At 34.7% G+C, this 18201-nt stretch carries 17 protein-coding genes; 6 read left to right on the forward strand and 11 right to left on the reverse strand.

Annotated elements, in window-relative coordinates:
- Window positions 1-139: 139 nt before the first annotated feature.
- The 3 genes from BC781_RS02735 (at window position 140) to BC781_RS02745 (ending at window position 3176) form a co-directional block, all read left to right on the forward strand.
- Complete coding sequence (locus tag BC781_RS02735) at window positions 140-1501, forward strand: sensor histidine kinase (RefSeq protein WP_109615715.1); 1362 nt, start codon at window positions 140-142, stop codon at window positions 1499-1501.
- 3 nt (window positions 1502-1504) lie between these two features.
- Window positions 1505-2803: a sensor histidine kinase gene (locus tag BC781_RS02740; RefSeq protein ID WP_109615716.1), complete on the forward strand. Its 1299-nt coding sequence runs from the start codon at window positions 1505-1507 to the stop codon at window positions 2801-2803.
- A 160-nt stretch (window positions 2804-2963) separates the two neighbouring features.
- Window positions 2964-3176 (forward strand): YgaP family membrane protein, encoded by a 213-nt coding sequence (locus BC781_RS02745; RefSeq protein WP_109615717.1) that lies wholly within the window; start codon window positions 2964-2966, stop codon window positions 3174-3176.
- Window positions 3177-3405: 229 nt separating this feature from the next.
- On the opposite strand, the gene BC781_RS02750 is transcribed toward BC781_RS02745, so the two are convergent.
- The 9 genes from BC781_RS02750 to BC781_RS02790 all read right to left on the reverse strand — a co-directional run bounded on the left by BC781_RS02750 (window position 3406) and on the right by BC781_RS02790 (window position 12861).
- Window positions 3406-4164: a LytR/AlgR family response regulator transcription factor gene (locus tag BC781_RS02750; protein ID WP_109615718.1), complete on the reverse strand. Its 759-nt coding sequence runs from the start codon at window positions 4162-4164 to the stop codon at window positions 3406-3408.
- Window positions 4161-5210 (reverse strand): sensor histidine kinase, encoded by a 1050-nt coding sequence (locus tag BC781_RS02755; protein ID WP_109615719.1) that lies wholly within the window; start codon window positions 5208-5210, stop codon window positions 4161-4163. The genes BC781_RS02750 and BC781_RS02755 overlap by 4 nt, the downstream gene beginning before the upstream one ends.
- A 6-nt stretch (window positions 5211-5216) precedes the next feature.
- Window positions 5217-7586: a TonB-dependent receptor gene (locus tag BC781_RS02760; RefSeq protein WP_109615720.1), complete on the reverse strand. Its 2370-nt coding sequence runs from the start codon at window positions 7584-7586 to the stop codon at window positions 5217-5219.
- A 147-nt stretch (window positions 7587-7733) separates the two neighbouring features.
- Window positions 7734-8471, reverse strand: coding sequence for a class I SAM-dependent methyltransferase (locus BC781_RS02765; protein ID WP_109615721.1), 738 nt, complete (start codon window positions 8469-8471; stop codon window positions 7734-7736).
- Window positions 8472-8544: 73 nt separating this feature from the next.
- Complete coding sequence (locus tag BC781_RS02770; protein ID WP_109615722.1) at window positions 8545-9294, reverse strand: LytR/AlgR family response regulator transcription factor; 750 nt, start codon at window positions 9292-9294, stop codon at window positions 8545-8547.
- A gap of 23 nt (window positions 9295-9317) precedes the next feature.
- A complete protein-coding gene (locus BC781_RS02775) occupies window positions 9318-10271 on the reverse strand; it encodes a sensor histidine kinase (protein ID WP_158281381.1) in 954 nt (317 codons plus the stop codon).
- Between the two features lie 138 nt (window positions 10272-10409).
- Window positions 10410-11387, reverse strand: coding sequence for a hypothetical protein (locus BC781_RS02780; protein WP_109615724.1), 978 nt, complete (start codon window positions 11385-11387; stop codon window positions 10410-10412).
- Between the two features lie 315 nt (window positions 11388-11702).
- Entirely contained in the window at window positions 11703-12182 is a 480-nt protein-coding gene (locus BC781_RS02785) for an ester cyclase (protein ID WP_109615725.1), read from the reverse strand.
- Window positions 12183-12213: 31 nt separating this feature from the next.
- The gene (locus BC781_RS02790; protein WP_211323662.1) at window positions 12214-12861 is read right to left on the reverse strand and encodes a DUF1349 domain-containing protein; all 648 of its coding nucleotides are present in this window, start codon (window positions 12859-12861) and stop codon (window positions 12214-12216) included.
- Window positions 12862-12961: 100 nt separating this feature from the next.
- Between BC781_RS02790 and BC781_RS02795 the strand changes: the two genes are divergently transcribed.
- The 3 genes from BC781_RS02795 (at window position 12962) to BC781_RS02805 (ending at window position 15862) form a co-directional block, all read left to right on the forward strand.
- On the forward strand, window positions 12962-13726 hold the full coding sequence (locus tag BC781_RS02795; RefSeq protein ID WP_109615726.1) for a response regulator transcription factor: 765 nt from the start codon (window positions 12962-12964) through the stop codon (window positions 13724-13726).
- Window positions 13727-14083: 357 nt separating this feature from the next.
- The gene (locus BC781_RS02800) at window positions 14084-15115 is read left to right on the forward strand and encodes a hypothetical protein (protein WP_109615727.1); all 1032 of its coding nucleotides are present in this window, start codon (window positions 14084-14086) and stop codon (window positions 15113-15115) included.
- A gap of 147 nt (window positions 15116-15262) precedes the next feature.
- On the forward strand, window positions 15263-15862 hold the full coding sequence (locus BC781_RS02805; RefSeq protein ID WP_109615728.1) for a hypothetical protein: 600 nt from the start codon (window positions 15263-15265) through the stop codon (window positions 15860-15862).
- Between the two features lie 84 nt (window positions 15863-15946).
- On the opposite strand, the gene BC781_RS02810 is transcribed toward BC781_RS02805, so the two are convergent.
- Window positions 15947-16540: a hypothetical protein gene (locus BC781_RS02810; RefSeq protein ID WP_109615729.1), complete on the reverse strand. Its 594-nt coding sequence runs from the start codon at window positions 16538-16540 to the stop codon at window positions 15947-15949.
- Between the two features lie 193 nt (window positions 16541-16733).
- Window positions 16734-18149, reverse strand: coding sequence for a DUF1254 domain-containing protein (locus BC781_RS02815; protein WP_158281382.1), 1416 nt, complete (start codon window positions 18147-18149; stop codon window positions 16734-16736).
- Between the last annotated feature and the right edge of the window lie 52 nt (window positions 18150-18201).

An 18201-nucleotide genomic window follows, 5' to 3' on the forward strand; every position in this document is an offset into this window, starting at 1 on the left:
AAAGCAGTATTCTCTCAAAAACATACACACAATATATTTCCTAATAAAACCCAAGAAATTTAAGGTCTAGCTCCATTACATTTAGTCTGCGCTAAATTCAGTTCGCTCTTTGCTCTAACTTTGAATAAGTTTTCCCTTTATGAAACCGATCATTTCTCTTCCAAAATATTTCTCTTCAGCTTTTTTGCTGGGTGATAAAGATAATTTCTCATTCAAAGAGCGAGTGATCAACTGTACATTTTTTTGTGGATCAATAGCAACATCTACTTTATATATAACTGGGATTCAAACATTCACTCCTCTTTTTTCCATTATCATCATCAGTAGTATAATTTTGGGATTTATTGGATATCTCACTACGAGAATATACCGAAGATACCTTGTAAGCTTACTCATATTAATTGTACTTGAGCTAATTATCATAGTGATGCTATGGAAGGAGAAAGGAGGAGTATTAGGGCTAGTTCCAATTACCTTTATTGGAATTGTTGTTATCGATATTCATTTAATTCCCAAAAAATACAATCCTCTATTCATCATCACTTCTGTATTACTTTTTAGTGCTGTCATTTTCGCTGAGGTTAAATTTTCAGAACTCCAAATAGAAGTTTCATCTACCATTGAAGAAAAAATAGCTTTAGCCAGTATTAATTGGGGCGCAATTATGTTGATCATTTTGGCAATCATTGTGCTATTCAAAAATGAATATGACAAAGCACAAAATATACTTCATGAACAAAAAGAGGAACTAAAACAGATGCTCCAAAAAGAACAGGAACGGCACCAAATGAAAGGCGCTTTTTTGGCAATGGTATCGCATCAGTTTCGTACTCCAATGACAGTGATACAAAGCTCTACAAACCTCATTCAACTTAGGGCTAGCAAAAGTTTTCAAGGTTCTGAACTTGATAAAACTAGCCGACAATTCGAGAATATCTATGGAGCAATAGACACCCTAACTAACATTATGGAAAGAATGCTCAACTATGAAAGCATACAGGCGAATAATGTAAATTTCAATCCTAAAATGTTAGAACTCCAAAGCTTTATTCAAAAGATTATTAACAATTATCCTACGACTAAAAAGACTCAAAAGATAGATTTAACCTATACAGGTACTGCAAGACAAATACAAGCCGATCCTATTTTGATGGAGCATTGTATTTCAAACTTGATATCGAATGCCGTTAAATATGATCCTCAACATCGCTTCCCTAACATCAATATTTGTTTTACAAAAGATAATGTGCAAATAAGCATTTCAGATAAAGGTTTAGGCATTCCAGAAGAACAACAAAAAGAGCTCTTTTCACCTTTCTTTAGAGCAAAAAATGTAGCCAATATCAAAGGAACAGGCGTTGGTTTATTTGTGGTTAAAAATTTTATAGAATTACATGATGGACAAATCACCGTTAAAAGCAAGGAAGGAGAAGGGACTACCTTCAAGCTTAGTTTACCCTTTAAAAAGAATAATCTAAAAGTCGAAGCCCCTTCAATCTAATATATGTACGTTCAGAAATTCTCTTCTATTCAACTGCTAGGAGATAAAAGTGAGTTTACATTCGAACACCAGATGCTCAATAGCAGTTTATTACTCGTTATTTTTGGTAGTCCTTTTCTTCTTGGTATTGAAGCTAATTCAGGCAATTTTGACCTTTTTATATACCCAATCACTTTTCTTTTTGTAACGGCAGTATTCGCTTACAGAGCTTCGCGAATCAGAAAAAAATTCTTTACGGCATTATACCTTTTTTCCCTAATTGTTATCATCCTATTATTTATCACTTGGGCTTTCTTAGGTGGTATTAAGGGTTTTCTCCCAATCGTTTCCTTCCCTTTATTGATTTTGCTAATTCAATTTTTTCCAAAAGTCTATTTTAAATACATCATTGGCAGTTCATTACTCTTATTCTTTATATTCTTTTATCTAGAGCATGAGCACCATGACCTTATTTTAATCAAAGACTTAAGCTTAAAGGATATTATTATCAGATGGATTTTCGCACTTACGATTGCTTTTTACTCATTGTATATATCGAAGAAGCAATACCACAAATGGAAAAATGCCTTTTATGAAAAAGAAGTACAACTCAAAACTACTCTCAGAAAAGAACAGGAGATAAATCAGCTGAAAGGTAAATTCATTATGATGGTAGCCCATCAGTTTAGAACTCCGATGACTACCATACAAAGCTCTGCGGAACTCTTAGAATTGAAAAATAGAATAAGACATAAAGATGATCCTAATGATGAAATTCAGTACAATCGGATTTATGGTGCCATAGCTGATCTGACTGAAATGATTGAACAAATTACTTATATTGAAAATATAGAAAAGGAAAAACTTAGCTTAACTCTCAAACCGACCAATCTTTTGGTGCTCTTGGAAGAGTTGCTTCAGCAGACTACATGGAAAAAAGCGACATCTCATCATCATGCGATCACAACGATTGGAGCTATTCAGAATCTAGCCTTAGATGAAAAACTCATCAAAAAAAGTCTTGAAATCTTAATCTCAAATGCTATAAAATTCGACCCAAAACATCGGTTACCATTCATCCAAGTTGAGTATAAAACACATCATGTTGAGATCTTCATTAGAGATCGGGGGATCGGAATTCCAGAAACTGAATTTGAGTTTTTATTTACCCCGTTTTTTAGAGCATCCAATGCCAACAATATCAAAGGAACAGGCTTAGGCTTACTCACGGTAAAACATTTTATAGAGATACATCAAGGGAGTATTTCTGTAAAAAGTAAGGAAAATCAAGGTACTGAAGTTTGTCTTTGCTTGCCATATTAAACCTTCTCAAAAGATATCTTATTCTGATGATCTCCATCAAGGTTTTAGTCTTCACACTATACTACATTTAGGTCACTAAAAGATGAGGTCAAAGTAAGAAAAATCATCTGTAACTATACTCGGCTTCATTATCCATTTTTTACGCAAAAACTTAACTATCATGAAAAGAAATATGGGCTTACTCGATCGCGCAATAAGAGTTTTTATCGCTCAATTGATTGCAATATTATTTTATATGGATATCATTTCTGGCGTTTTAGGAATATCCTTGATCGCTGTGGCATTGGTATTTACATTAACAAGCTTGCTAAGTTTCTGTCCGTTATATGCTCCTTTCGGAATAAAAACTTGTACACTGAATAAAGAAGCTTAGAAAATTATTTAAGGAACAATACAAAGGCGATCATCTAGTTTGGGATGATCGCCTTTTTCTGTTTTTTTAGTCTGAGTGAACTATGTGATATTTTCGGATTTTCAAGTTTAAAATCGAGTCTGAAGACTCTTGTATCATTAATAAATCCTTAGAACGCTTTGCTAATTCTAAGGATAGCATAACAGGAATAACCTGAATTGATAATTAGGTCTACTCAATGTTGCTGTTTTTAATCACTAATCCCCATCCAATCCAAAAAGCTTTTAACTTTTGCTCTGCTGATAATGATTTCAAAATCATGTTGAGGCTTTAAACTCAATTTCAGACGACTATTGAAATACTTTGAGGCTTTTACAATGGCTTCAATATTTACGATCACATTCCGAGTTGGGCGGTAAAATTTTTCGGGTGGTAAAATTGTCTCTAGCTGATTTAAGCTTTTGTCAAGAAGGCTTCGCTTTCCATCAAAAGAGACTATAGTTGTGTATTTATCTTCTGCTACGAAATAGGCAATTTCGTCTACAGTTATATAGCTGTAGTTATCCCCTGTTTGAATCAATAATCGCTGTGTTTTTTGAGGACTGTGCTTCGCAAAAATATCCTGAAATATAGCGGTATCTATTTCTTTCTTTTTCTCTGAAGCGCTGAATTTTTCGATTGCTTTTTCAAGTTCCTCTGAACTGATCGGCTTTAAGAGGTAATCAATACTATTTACTTTGAACGCTCGAATGGCATATTCACTGTAAGCGGTCAAGAATATAATAGGTGTTTTTACTTCTACCGAATCAAAAATTTCAAAGCTAATTCCATCTGAAAGTTCGATATCCATAAAAATAAGATCAAGCTTATCCCCGTGTTCTTTCAACCAACTCACCCCTTCGCTTACGGTTTGGATACACTTTACAACTTCAAAATCTTTATAGTTCTCTAGCAGTTTGATCAACTCTAGCTGAAGTAGCTTTTCATCTTCAATTATCAATACATTCATAAGGCTTCAATAAAAGGAACAAACACTTTAAACACATTATCTTTATTTTCGATGACAATCTCTTGCCCAAAAGTATTGTACCTCATTTTTATATTTTCTAGACCAATACCCCATGAGCTCGTGCTCGATTTCATGGCTATTGGATTGGAGACTTCTACCCCATCCTCTTTTACTTTTAGAGTGACTACCATCGGGTTTTCATCCGACATTTTATTGTGCTTCACTACATTTTCAATCAGTAATTGAAGTACCATAGGTAAAATATATTTGCGGTCACACGCAGTCTTGTTCTCTATTTTCAGAACAAATGCCTCTCCAAACCTTGTCTTGAGAAGAAAGGTATAATGTTCTAAAAACTTGAATTCTTCTTTCAATTCTATAAGGTCTGAATCTTTAAAATCAAGTACATGACGAAGTACAATCGAGAAGCTGTTTACGTACTTTTTGGCTTTATCTTGAGAAATACTAATCAACGGGCTGAGTACACTTAGACTATTGAATAAGAAATGAGGATTGATCTGATTTTTCAATAACTCATACCTATATTTTGTATTCTCATGTAGCAATTGTTTTGTTCTCAATTCCGATTCATAATGTGTATTCATCAAAACCATCAGTTCAATAATTGGAACAAGAAACAGATTGACAATAGTGCCTACGGCCAAAAGGTAAACGATTTTCTCTCCTGTGATTAGATCTTTCCCCACAATCAAAGAAATGATTTGATTGACAAATAAAATCCAAGAAAAGGTAAGTATCGAGAAAACGATAAAGTCTACAAAAGTACGAATAAAGGCTGTTTTGGATGACCATGCGAGCTTTGTGGTGTTTAACCAATTCACAATTTTGAAAGTCATACCAGCCACAAACAACAGATTGAAGTAATTGATGATAAACTCGAATAAGAGTCCAAATGAAAATTCTAATGCTCTTCCATTGTAGTGCCAGTCGAAAGCTAGAAGTACAAACTGAAAAATGACAGAAAAGAAAGCCATAATCAGCAATAAATTCCAACCGAAAAATTGCTTTACCTTTAACTCACTCATATTACCTTAAAATTCTATTTTGTAGTACAAATTCGGTATCAAGAACAATACATTATCTTCATCAATAGTGTTCTCTCTCAAGTTATATTTATAACCAGCCATCTGCTGTGTTAACACTGCATTCTGGAAGTCTAAGCCCCAAGTACGGGTTGTACGTTCCTTGTTGATCTTATAGGTAATCCCTGCATTTAGCCAAAACTCTGGTCTACCCTGCCATTCATATAATCGGGTTTCATCATTCACAACCGATCTGTTTTCATGCGTTTCTGCTTCTAGGTAAGGAGTCAATCGTCCACCACCCATATAAGTTGCATTGAAGTTAAAACCTAATAGGTTTTTCTTTTTCACAACAAACTCTTTCCCAAGTGCAAGCGTAGCCATATAGTTTCTATTGTAAAGGGTGTTACGCTCTATATTCATCGCATCGGTATATTTAGAATCAAAGATTGATGCGGTGAGCAGGTAGTAGAAACCTCTATCCATTTTGCGTTCTAAGGATACATCTACACCTATATTTGTTCCTGTTCCATCATTCGTGATTGCGCCATCTACTTGCCATACATTAGAATAATTGGCAAAAGAATAAGGAGTTCCTTCAATCACAGGTACATCAAACAGCTCCTGATAATAAGCTTCTATGGTTAAGCTTGTATTTTCGGAAAGGTCAAAACCAAGACTTAATACATAATGATCTGCCTTAGATAATTTCAGATCGTTGAACTGATTATCTTCGGGTCTTTTGTAGAAATATGTCTTCAATTCTTCTCTTTTGGTATGACGACCGTAGGCTAAACCAAAGTTAGCAAAAGGTAAATACTGCCAATTTAATCCTATTCTTGGTTCTAGCGTTACTTCATCTACCATCTCAAACTTTGTCGTAGAAAGCCCTGTGGTTAAATCTACCGTTGGACTAAGGCTAAACTTGAACTGTGTAAAGGCACTTACGCTAAAGCTATTCCCCACGACATTGTAATGTTCGTGAAGGGCTGAAGTAGGCTGTGGCGCTTCAGAAGCGTAAGAATCTACATGTAATAAACTTGCTCTAACGCCTGTTTCATTCGTAATTTTTCGACTGAGTTTAGAGTACAATCGTGTAGAAAATTCAAGTTTACTTTCGTGCGTTTTATACTTTGCATAAGGAGACAATGAGCCTGTGTTCAAGGTATCGGCATCTTGAGTAAAGTAACTCACATCATTTTTATAGTAGTTTGTGGTATAGCCAATATTTGAGCGAAGTGCCGAAGCCCCTCCTACATTGATATTGTGATTTATCCCTACAGCTCCCATTCCAAAATGAATGTCCTTTTCTAAAAAATCTTGAAAATACGTTCTGTATTTTATGTTATACTCGTCTTTATCTTCATCATGTTTTACTTGATATTTTTTGAAAGGTGTTGGGTTACTACTCAAGCCTCCCATACCCCAAACAGATATATCTCCTATTTGCTTTGATGGGAAACTCAGATTAAAAGATAAATCTTGGAAATGTGGCGCAGCTCCCCCTGCCAATTCACCATAATAACCAATGAAGCCATGTCTGTAGTTTACAAGATAGCTAGAGCCTTTATCTTTGTTAATCGGCCCTTCTGATGCTAAATCTACACCAAGAATACCCATCTGAGCCATATGCTGATGTTCTTCATTGTTTCCCTGTCTGAAACTCACATCGAACACCCCAGAAGTGGCATTGGAAAACTCTGCTGGAAATGCCCCAGAAAAGAAGTCTGAACCCTTAAGCATATTTGAACTGTAAATGGAGATTAGACCAGCTCCTGCAAGGTTTCCTCCACCAAAATGTGCTGCACCAGGAACATCCATTCCATTCAATCGCCATAATACACTGTTCGGAGAGTTACCTCTAATAACTACACCATTATCTTGTGGAGCTGAAAATGTAACACCAGCAAAATTATAGGCTACACGTGATGGGTCACTTAAACCTCCTGCAAAACGAGAGGATTCTTCTACTGTAAAAGATCTTGCACTTACAGGCGCCATGGTATTATAAGACTCGCTTCCTTTTCGAGCTGTCACAACTACTCCTTCCAAGATTTCGGAATCTTCCTCCAATTTCACATCCAAAAACAATGGTTTGGAAGAAGTCACTAGAATTCCGGGAAGTCGTGATTGCTTATACCCCATATAAGAAACGACGATGGTATGTCTACCTACGCTTACGCTTTCTAAGGTATAATGTCCATCCTGATTGGTAATCGCACCTGTATTTGTATTTTCAATGCTTACAGTGGCTCCGATAAGCGGTTCTCCTGTGATTACATCGATTACTTTTCCTTTAATTTCTTGAGTAATATTTTGGGCTACTGCTTGTTGAGCAATGAGTATGATAATTAGAAACGATACAAGTTTGTTTGTCATTTGTCTATAAATTATGATTACAGTACAAAAGACGTTTTGTTATGCCCTATTTCAAATGTATATCCGATGAGCTTACAATTACAAGGCATGAACTTAAGGATAGAAGTCATGAAGAAATTTGGAATTGTAGCTTCAGCCAATATCCGATTACGCTTTTCTCATTCGGACAATCAAAATAGGTGGAAACTTGCTAAATACATCATCTCGGTTATTCTGTTCAAAAGTAGGTTCAAAAAATCCATCAATCACCAGAGCATTCTGCACTCCTAGATTGAGGTAATAACTGATAGGTCTATGAAAATAAAATTGCTCTTGTTTTTGCGTTGTGATTGCCGTTCCTTTTGAAGTACTTTCTTTCATATAATCATGAATAACTAAAGAGTTACTTTCTTGTACTTCTACAAACTCAGAATTAAAACAAGGATGTTGGATTGAAAACACAAAGCTTCCTTCATCGGTCAATAGCTTATGAATTTGCTTAAATAGTTTCTCGATATCGGGCATATCCATAAAAACCATATTAGATACAATGCCATCGTAGGTCATATCTTGTAAGCTTTCCAAATCAGCATCATTGGTCGCATCTAAGACTTCATAACTTATATTATCGCAATCGTACTTTTTCGCGTTTCGAATATTGTTCTCCGAAAAATCAAAGGCTCGAACTTGAATGCCTTTTTTAGCCATTCGTCTGGCAAAGAGTCCATTTCCACACCCAACATCTAAAAGCCTGTCTCCTTCTTTAAGTCCCAAAAGTCGTTCAGTTTCGGGAGCAATCAATTCTTTATGCCAATCATTCCCTGCTTCTCCCATTGCCTCATCCCAATCATTGGCATTTACATCCCAAATGTTTCTATTTTCTTTGTTTACTTTTTCTGATTTCATACGATCGTATCGGTTTTCAATCTAAAACTAAGAATCATTAGCTATGATAAGAGAAAACAAGTCTCAATAAGTCCTAAGAATCAAGCCATCTCAAAAAATCAGCTACTCTTACTCTACTCACTAAAACCTTATCATGAAATGTAGGCGAAAGCGTGATCAACAATCTACTGTTGAAATACTTAGAGGTACTTTTGATTGCATCTACAGAGGATATAATATTTCGAGCTAGTCTGAAAAAATCTTGTGGATTAAGCGCTGTTTCTATCTTATCTAAAGTTTCATCTACGATATACTTCTGCTCTTTCTTTGTCACAAGGAAAGTTACCTTCTCTTCTGAATAGACATAAGCAATATCCCTTGTATTTACATGATGGTAATTATCCCCCAATTTGACGACAAAACGTTTTCGATAAGTCGGACGATTGAGTTGATGAATCAGTTGATTGATTGCGCTTGGTGAGTTTTCTGCTTCTTTTTTATATGATAATTTTTGAATCGCTTTCTTTAATTCTTCTTCGTCAATGGGTTTTAAGATATATCCAATACTATTTACTTGGAAGGCTTGAATCGCATATTCATCGTAGGCTGTGGTAAAGATGATAGGGGTACGAACTTCCACTTGCTCAAAAATCTCAAAACTCTTCCCATCTGTAAGCTGAATGTCCATAAAAATCAAGTCGCATGAATTATTCTTTAGCCAATCCACACTTTTTTCAACAGACTCTAGAATGGCTACTATTTCATAAGCTTGAAAGTTTTCCGTAATAATTCGCTTCAGTTGCTCTTGTGCTAAAGGTTCATCTTCTATAATTACTACTTTCATACATTTAGCTATTTTACGCTTTGTTAGATCGTTGGAATTTTTACTCGAAAAAACAGCTCACTCTCTGTTATTTGCAGCTCCGAATTACAGACAAGCTTAAACCTACTATTCAGATTCATTAGTCCAATTCCATTCGAATCTTCACTTTTCTTCATTGGGTTCTTGTTGTTTTCAATACAGATCAAATCTTCTTCGGCATAGATTCTTAAGTGTAGTTTCTTGTCTTGCGAAACAATGTTATGCTTCACTGCATTTTCAATGAGCAACTGAAAAGTCATGGGTGGAATCGATTTGTTTCGTTCCTCTTTACCTAATTCAACAGAAAAATCAAGGTGATCTCCCAAACGGATTTTTAATATTTCGATATAGTCGGAAGCAAAGGCTAACTCTTTCTCAACAGCGATAAGCTCCGTTCTGTCATAGTTGAGAACGTAGCGATAGATTTTAGATAACTTCTTGGTGAATAGCACTGCATTTTGAGGGTCGGCATTGATTTGTGCACTTAATACATTTAGGCTATTAAATAAAAAATGAGGATTGAGCTGACTTCGGAGTTGATTATATAAGTACTCTGAGTTTTCACTTTTGAGTTTAATGATTTCTAGTTCTTTCTTTCGTTGATCATCGTATTGGAAAAAAAATTCTAATTGAAAGATCATCAAGAAATTGATAAAAATCGCTGAGATAGAGGGCACATTTAAGATGAACTTACTCAGAAGTTGATCGAAAATCCGTTCTCCCAAAAACACATAATTGGCAATCAGCGAGATACTTACTGATAAAACGGCTCCTAGACTAAGCTCTACTACTAGTCTTAAAATGAAATTGTCTCGGAATAAAACTTTATTACTGATCCATCTGATCATTTGCATATCAATCAAGATGACAAGTAATAAGAATGGAAATGAAAGCAAGGTTTGATTAATGACGCTTACAATCTGAAAATTGTCTTTATGCTGAATCAATTGAAGCATCATAAAAAACAAGGCTAGAAAGATCAGTGCTGATGATACAACTAGAAAATATTGTTGATGCTGTAATTTTTTCCGAGTTAAAGCCATAATACATAAAACAAAACATCAGACCAGTTTCCTGATCTGATGAAGTTGATGTTCTTAATATCTGATACCAAAAGTGAAACCAATCCAGCCTTTCAAGTCAACATTTCCGTTGTTACTTTCAAACAATGTGTAAGGAGCTAGTTGAGAGCCGATCAATTCTCCATCTTCCCCTTGGTATTTAGAAACAGTCATATTCAATACAGGACCAGCGAAGACCTTCACCCCAGATTTAAACTCTTTTGAACCTGTAACTTTTAACTGTGTCAGCATATTCAAATCAGAAGTAAATTCCTGTCCTTCTGAAAGTCCATAGCCAAGAAGTTCAATTTGAGTTGCGAAGTTATTTTTTAGAGCAATGTCTTTACCAAAACCTAAACCAACAGCATATTGAAGGTCATCTGTTTGGTTGATGTAATTTACACCTGCTGAAAAAATAGTATAGAATTTATCAGTACCCAACTTGAAACTTCCATACGTATGAAGTGCATCTGAGAATCCTATTTCAAATTCTTTTTTACCATTTTTCTTTACAATATTGATCAAGCCAATAGAAGTACCACCTACGCTATCTGCTATATTAATCAGACCTATCTGCGTTCCTGCCTTATCGGCTACATTCAGAATTCCACTCAATTGGAAAGCAACATTACCTTTTGCTGTCACATTGGTAATTCCACTGATTTGCACACCTCTATCTTGATCTGATGCAATATTCGTGATACCCGCAAATTGTACTGCTTTCTCACTTTTTGCACTATAATTTGTCAGTCCAGCAAACTGAACACCTTTAGTATAGCTAGTATTCACATTATAAAGACCACCTAATTCAAGGACATTATTTCCTCTGCTGTGTCCTCCTAAAAGGTTTAATGAGTAATCATTTATAATCTCGTTTGCTTGAGTTCCATTTGTTCCAATTGGGCTAATAAAACTTAGTTGAAAAGCTTTTTCTGAAGATTGTGCATTTGCTCCACTTATCATTGCTACTGAAGCAAAAATTGCCAACATCACTTTGCTTAATCTTTTCATCATTATAAATATTGTGTTTGCTTGTTTGTTAATCAATGATGCAAAAGTATAAGAGAATGAGTGAGATAGGAATGAAAAAAAGAAGAGCTTAAGGATTAGCCCGATGAACTTCACTTTTGGGGTGCTGAATTTAATTGGCGATGTCAGCACTATTCTTTGAAATAGTTCTAAGAACTTATAAATGAAGAGAGAGGTGGAGGCAGTTCTTCAGACTCTAGTTATTGTAAAGTACACGAGTCTGAAGACGCTCTCATTCATTCTTCAATCCTTAGAGTGCTACGCAAACTCTAAGGATTGTATTACAAAAAATAAAGAGAATTACTTATCTGAAAGTAGTTGAATCATATCATATAATGGCCAACTCCCCCATGTTTCTGTAATCTTTCCATCTTTCAAACGGAAAAATTCCATTGCCTCCCAAGTTATATTCTTATTTGTAGCTTCAATACCCAAGAAGGTATCTTTATGCGTAGCATTCCATGTTAGACGCACAGCAATAAGATCGCCTTCTACAATTACGTCTTCAACTTTCACCTTTAAATCAGGAAAAGTCTTTTCTGCACCTTTGATGATGTTTACGGCATCTTGGTTCGATCTTGCTCCATCTGGTCTATGCTCGTAGTAATCATCCGCAAAGAAGTCCATCACATACTGTAAATTCCCTTTATTGTAAGTCTCTTCAAAGAAGTTTACTACAATTGCCTTATCTAAAGATTCATTGTCTTCCGTTTTTGCATTCTGACAACTTGCAAGCAATAGTAACAATACAAGTACGATTCCGCTGTTAACTATTTTCATATTTACTTCCTTACGTTCCAAAACGATTCGATTACTCTTTATTTTCTTCTAGCCATTTAAGTCTGCGGACATCTGGCGTATGCTTTACTTCAAAATCTTCAAAAGAAGCTTTAAATCCATTGCCATCAGGACTAGCAGCCATCATACCAACCATTACAGGGGTATTCTCATCAAGGTGCACCAAATTACTTAGTTGATACTCTTTTCCGTCTAACGAATAGAAGATTTCAACTGCATCTAGTTTTCTTACTGCTTTGATCCATACTGCTTCAGGTTTCTCCGTAAGTTTAACCACACTCCAATTACTATATTTATCTGTGACTACAGTACTAAAATTATAAACACCATCTACATACTCAATCCCAGTTTTAATCCAACGATTTTCATCAATACGAAGCATTAATCCCATTTGATCATAGCGAGTCTGATAGTCTCCAACCGCTTTTACAGACACTTCAAATTCACCACCTTTGGTTGTATAATAAAAAGGGCCATCATCTACCGTAAAACCATAATGAGTTTGACGCCAATAATCGCTTTGAGGGGTGACGTTCATAACTAAAACGCCATCTTTAACTTCCCATGATTCAGGTTCATTGAACCACTGCATTTTATCAAGATTTTGTGCCATAGATAAATGTGTAAAGAGCAGAAGACAAATGCTGAGATAAATTTTCATAATATAACTTAGTTTGTTAGTGTTCATTATTAAGAAGCGTGAAATTGCGGAATAGAGTTCAGTATCACAATACTGAAAAATAACCATAGCGACCCGTAAAATGGATATAGTAAAGAAGTTAGAACGTGAGTTATTCGAAGGAAATCTAGAAACAAAAACCTCTAAAGAGGAAGTACTAGAGGTGATTGAAATGGTAAAGTCTTTTGTGAAAATTGATGGAGCCTTAGCCGTTATTTCTGATCTAACAAAAGATGTCAGTTATATCTATGCAGGACATTTTGGGACATTCTTGGGTGTAAAACCTTTCGAACTTTCAATGCTAGATACAATATGGGAAGATGAAATTTTTCAGAAAATACATGAGGATGATCTATTTGAACGTCACCTTCTTGAATATGAATTTCTACATTTCCTTAAAGAAATACCTCCTTCGGAACGATTAAATTACGCCACAAAAAGCTACCTAAGAACAAATACCTCAAAAGAAAAAGTGCGTTACATTACACATCGTACGTCTTACCTTAAAACGACTGAAAATGGGCAATTAGCATTGGTGCTTTGTTTGTATAATTTTAGTGATGATCAAGCTCCAAACGTTGGAATAGGTGGGAAAATAATGAACAAAATCACAGGAGATAAAATTGAGGTAAAAACCTATCATCATTCTTCTAGTCTTCTTAGCCCAAGAGAAGGTGAAATCTTACAACATATTGAACGGGGATTATTGAGTAAAGAGATCGCTAGTGCTTTAAATATCAGCGTACATACCGTGAATAGACATAGACAAAATATCCTTGAAAAACTGAAAGCAGGGAATTCTATGGAAGCCGTTCAACGAGCTAAAGCCATGCAGTTGATTACCTAAGAATGGATTTGTTCAGGTATTTTTTTGCAGAATCAATACAATTCTACCTACAAATGAGGGCTCTGTTTTTATTCTATTAAGCAGTAAAAACTAATGGTTGAATAATAATTATACTTCGAATTTAGACTTACATATTTCGACTCTAAAACTGTATACTTCATAATCGCGACAAAGTACAAGTTTCGCCTTAGTAGCACTAAGAGAAAAGCTATAATAATATACTGTAGTTTACTGAATGATAGTATTTTTTAATTTACAGCATATTCACTGATTACAAATTCAACTTTCTCATGTCTAAATATATCTCATTTGACACTATTACTTTTTGAGATTTAATAATTGGACACACTAACTATTATGAAGTTTTTTAAATTACTATTAATCTATTTTCTCTTTTTTATCTCTTATGCTAACCTCCAAGCTCAAGACGATAGCGAGATCGTAAAAGATTCTACGGAACTAAAACAAGAAAAAATTCTTCAAGAATTAGATTCGGTAAAAACATTATTGGATGAGATCAAAGAACTAAAATCAGACTCTTCTTCACTTAAGGATGCCTATAAAAGTGAATACATTCGATTTTCGATAGGTACAAACTTTGACTTTGAGAATAAACTGAAAGCTGATCAACTCTATGCTGATGTTGAAGGAGAATTCTTTATCACAAGAGGAAAATCTACGGATACTACTGACATGGCAAAAATTAAAAAGATATTCTATTCAGCAAAAAAGCATCCTTTTAAAGTCAACTTTAGAGTATTTCAATCAAAAACATTTTCAGAAAATGATAGCTCTAATGCTATATTAAAAGTAGGTGAAGATGAAGGATACAATACTTTTCAATCCCGAAAATTTTCACGAGATATCATTGGGCTTGATATGACCTTTAAAAAGGATTTTGGCAAGGGCTTTCAAGTTGTTTTTCCAGTTTCGGTAGAACACCACTCTATTGTAGATGAACTGACAGTAGAGTATACCGAAGGGGTAGTCCCTGATGGTTATCCAGATAGCCAAAACACTAAATATGATTTAAATTTCATACGTGCTGGTTTAGGTCTAGAATTCCAAAAATCAATCGCCAATAGGGTCCTACTTAGAGGTAGTTTTGATTCTGGTTTAGCTCTTGCATCAAAGTATCGTATTTTCCAAGATACAGATGAATCATCCACTAAAACCTATGCAAATTTTAAAGTAGAATTTCATGAAACTAAAATTGGTCTAAAATTCGGCTTTAACTATATGCAATACTTTAACTTTAGTAAAAATGAAAATGGTAATAGTCTGATACTAGGTGAAAATCTTATATTCTCTGAACGACCTATTTATAGCTTATATGCTACAAAAGTTTTCGCTTTACAACAGGTATTTAATTTTATTGGACTAGAATAATAAATTAAAGTGTCAAATGATAGCCTTACTTCTAAAGAAGTAAGGCTTTTTTATATACCTGAAATAAACAACTACAGATGTAATTCCTCATAATCCCCACACCCTTTCTTAATATTATCAAATATTCATTTCTTTGTAAAAAAGAAAATGATGAAAATACAACACTTCGCCCTTTTGGGTATTACATTCTTGACATTGATGTCTTTCTCATTCCTTCAGTATACAGAAGAGGATGAGCCTAACTATTACTCTAGTGACTATATCATTACCTATGGCCAAGCTGGGCCTTTTACTTTGAATAGTGCTTTCCCTGGGAAAGAAGGAGAATACATGGGCTATCAACTTGTTCAGAGAAAACAAATCCGCTATGCTGAAGATGGAGCTGATACGCTCACAACTTTCCATGCACAGAAAGATGGAATTACGCATATTATTATCCACCCAAAATATAATAATGACGCTCTTATTGGAGGCTTAGAAGTGGTTAGCGCTTTGTATGAGACTAAACATGGCGTTGGTGTAGGCAGCTCTTTGTATGATTTCTATGCTATTTATCCAGATGCAAAAGGCTATTATACTTTTGTAAGTGATATGTATTGGGTAGAATATCCAGTGATGGAAGGCATCCAATTTCTTATAGATGCAAAAGCCTGTAAGACAGAACCTGACGCTTTTAGTGATTTAACAGTTATAGAAAAATCGAATCTAAACTTAAAAAGTAGAATTACAGGTATTCGTATTTTCTAAGTTTTTCATTTAACTAAAAAATCCCATTGATCACGTTTGTGCAATCAATGGGATTTATGTTACTTATTATTCTTCAAGAGCATATTAAATTTTTTCCAATAGTTCTTTAGGTAAAATCTTACTGAGTAATGGTTTTTGTTTCTCTTCTAGAACTAAAAACTTCCAATCAGCTACTCCATCCGATGAAATGGCATACACCTTTTTTATAGATTTTAGTTCAAAAAAATCAGTCTCTTCATTATAAACTACATTCCCTTTCCCAAAACTTTGATCTAAAGAGCTTTGAAGTATTTTGATTCTTAATCTTTTATCTTTCTTCGATTCTTTCTCTTCGACTAAAAACCGCATTAAGATCTCATTTGAATAAGTCAGAAAGGAATAATATTTTTCATCAATTTTCTGAGCATCTTCAATTTGAATTATCTTAGGATTTTTGAGCTCATACTCCAAAGTAGGGTTATTAAATGTTTGTTCCATAACCATAAGAAGTGTCTTTTTAGGAATGTACTCAAAAAACTCAGGTGTCAGATACTCCATAGATTTCTCAAAGTCTTTACTAATAATAGCACTTAGATAATCATTAAAATCATCTTCGATTTCTTCTTTATAGCTCTGAGCAAAAGAGAACGTATTCACGAAAAATAAAGCTAAAAATATAAGTCCAGTCTTAAGATTCATTCTTTAATATTTTACTTTTTAAAAAGTTAGAATCACGAAATAACAATTTTGCTCAAACACTTACAAAGGATTATTACCTTTCAAGCTAAAAAGGACACAAGCTCTCAAATAACAAATCCCATTGATCGCCTTTATGCAATCAATGGGATTTTTGTTGTTTAAGAATTCTATCTAGAATTAGATTTTTTGGTACTTATTTTTTCTGCAAATCATTTAATTTCCATGTTTTATCATAGAATGATTTCTCAGGACCATAAAGTCTAAATAATAAGAAATAATCATGACCTTCTAGTGTTGGTGCCCAGTTTACTTCTTTTCCTTTTGGTGCTTTTGGCCCAAAATAGATCGTTGTAGAACCATCTTCATTTATTTCTAAACCTTGGTCCATAGAAGTAACACCTGCTTTTGGAGTATGCTTTACAAAAGCTCCTGTTTTAAGATCATAGACCAATACAGACCAAAACAACTTTGCAGGAACATTTGGTGGAAGCGTCAACGTATATTCCTCCCCTCCTTTCAAGAAATCTCCATCAGCATCCATTCCACTTGACAAGTATTGCGTTTGTGTTCCCAATGTCACAACATTACTAAAAGCTGAATAATACGTTGCTGCTCTGTAGGTATAATCCAACAGATAAGGATATTTCCAAGTTGCTTTTGTATCTCTATGAGCGTCTACATCCATCAAAAAAGCCCATGTTCGATCTTCCCAATGTCTTTCATCGCTAGTGGCAATCATTTCTTGAAACTCCTCATGTGTTGCAGCCATTGATTCTTTCAATAAGTTTCTTTCTTCTATGGTTGGCTTGAACTCTAGCCCTTTTTGAATTCCCAATGTTTGAAGCATACCCATTGCTACCATGTCTTTTTCTTCAATAGTTTCTTCCTGAATCATTGTATTTAAGGCATCAAAATAGGTATCGTCGTAAGGTGCAATAGCTTCGATTTCTAAATCACTACAATTGATAAATTTTGTAGGTACAGGATTTTCAGCATCTGCAAGTGGGTAAACCTTGAAATTTTTAATGAACTCCTCTCCTTTTTTCAAGGTCTCAGGTTCGAAATCTTTCAAAAGTGTTCTGAGTAGAAACCAGCCATTATAGTTATTATTTTCAACAACTACATAACCCTCAGGGATACTCTCTTGATAATTAGGAGGAACAATGAGGTATTTAGCGCCTTTTCCTTTGTCTTGTCCTTGTCCACCTACATCCATCAGAGGTCGGTGCCAAACATCCAGAATTGTCCCGAAAAGACCTACATCTTCTGTTGTTTTTGGAACTTCGACTACAATTGGTCCATCTTTTTTGGTATTCCAAAAACTAAAAATATAAAGCGTTGAATTGTTAGGTGTCGTCACTTGTAATTTCCAATCCATTGGTTTAGAAAAATAAGCGACATCATTATATTGAACATTCGCATCTTCTTTAAAACCTTCACGCATTGCCCATAGATTAACTAATGGCATTCCCCAAAGAGCTGTTTCAGTTGCACGTCTTTGATAACGTTTCGTTTCATACTCACTCATTTGTTGCGCATTGATTTGTTCAGTACCCAGTAACAACAAACATAGAAATGGGATAAATCTTAGTGTACTTAATCTTTTCATAGTTTTCATTTTTTTGAGTATTCCTTTACGTGATGATGTTACAAAGATGGTG

The sequence above is a fragment of the Sediminitomix flava genome (assembly GCF_003149185.1).
GTDB classification, from domain to species: domain Bacteria; phylum Bacteroidota; class Bacteroidia; order Cytophagales; family Flammeovirgaceae; genus Sediminitomix; species Sediminitomix flava.

Coding starts and splice junctions, on each gene's coding strand:
- BC781_RS02735 (WP_109615715.1), top strand. CDS start 140: ATGAAACCGATCATTTCTCTTCCAAAATATTTCTCTTCAGCTTTTTTG.
- BC781_RS02790 (WP_211323662.1), bottom strand. CDS start 12,861: ATGAAAATTTATCTCAGCATTTGTCTTCTGCTCTTTACACATTTATCT.
- BC781_RS02780 (WP_109615724.1), bottom strand. CDS start 11,387: ATGATGAAAAGATTAAGCAAAGTGATGTTGGCAATTTTTGCTTCAGTA.
- BC781_RS02800 (WP_109615727.1), top strand. CDS start 14,084: ATGAAGTTTTTTAAATTACTATTAATCTATTTTCTCTTTTTTATCTCT.
- BC781_RS02765 (WP_109615721.1), bottom strand. CDS start 8,471: ATGAAATCAGAAAAAGTAAACAAAGAAAATAGAAACATTTGGGATGTA.
- BC781_RS02805 (WP_109615728.1), top strand. CDS start 15,263: ATGATGAAAATACAACACTTCGCCCTTTTGGGTATTACATTCTTGACA.
- BC781_RS02770 (WP_109615722.1), bottom strand. CDS start 9,294: ATGAAAGTAGTAATTATAGAAGATGAACCTTTAGCACAAGAGCAACTG.
- BC781_RS02750 (WP_109615718.1), bottom strand. CDS start 4,164: ATGAATGTATTGATAATTGAAGATGAAAAGCTACTTCAGCTAGAGTTG.
- BC781_RS02760 (WP_109615720.1), bottom strand. CDS start 7,586: ATGACAAACAAACTTGTATCGTTTCTAATTATCATACTCATTGCTCAA.
- BC781_RS02740 (WP_109615716.1), top strand. CDS start 1,505: ATGTACGTTCAGAAATTCTCTTCTATTCAACTGCTAGGAGATAAAAGT.
- BC781_RS02785 (WP_109615725.1), bottom strand. CDS start 12,182: ATGAAAATAGTTAACAGCGGAATCGTACTTGTATTGTTACTATTGCTT.
- BC781_RS02745 (WP_109615717.1), top strand. CDS start 2,964: ATGAAAAGAAATATGGGCTTACTCGATCGCGCAATAAGAGTTTTTATC.
- BC781_RS02810 (WP_109615729.1), bottom strand. CDS start 16,540: ATGAATCTTAAGACTGGACTTATATTTTTAGCTTTATTTTTCGTGAAT.
- BC781_RS02775 (WP_158281381.1), bottom strand. CDS start 10,271: ATGATGCTTCAATTGATTCAGCATAAAGACAATTTTCAGATTGTAAGC.
- BC781_RS02795 (WP_109615726.1), top strand. CDS start 12,962: ATGGATATAGTAAAGAAGTTAGAACGTGAGTTATTCGAAGGAAATCTA.
- BC781_RS02815 (WP_158281382.1), bottom strand. CDS start 18,149: ATGAAAAGATTAAGTACACTAAGATTTATCCCATTTCTATGTTTGTTG.
- BC781_RS02755 (WP_109615719.1), bottom strand. CDS start 5,210: ATGAGTGAGTTAAAGGTAAAGCAATTTTTCGGTTGGAATTTATTGCTG.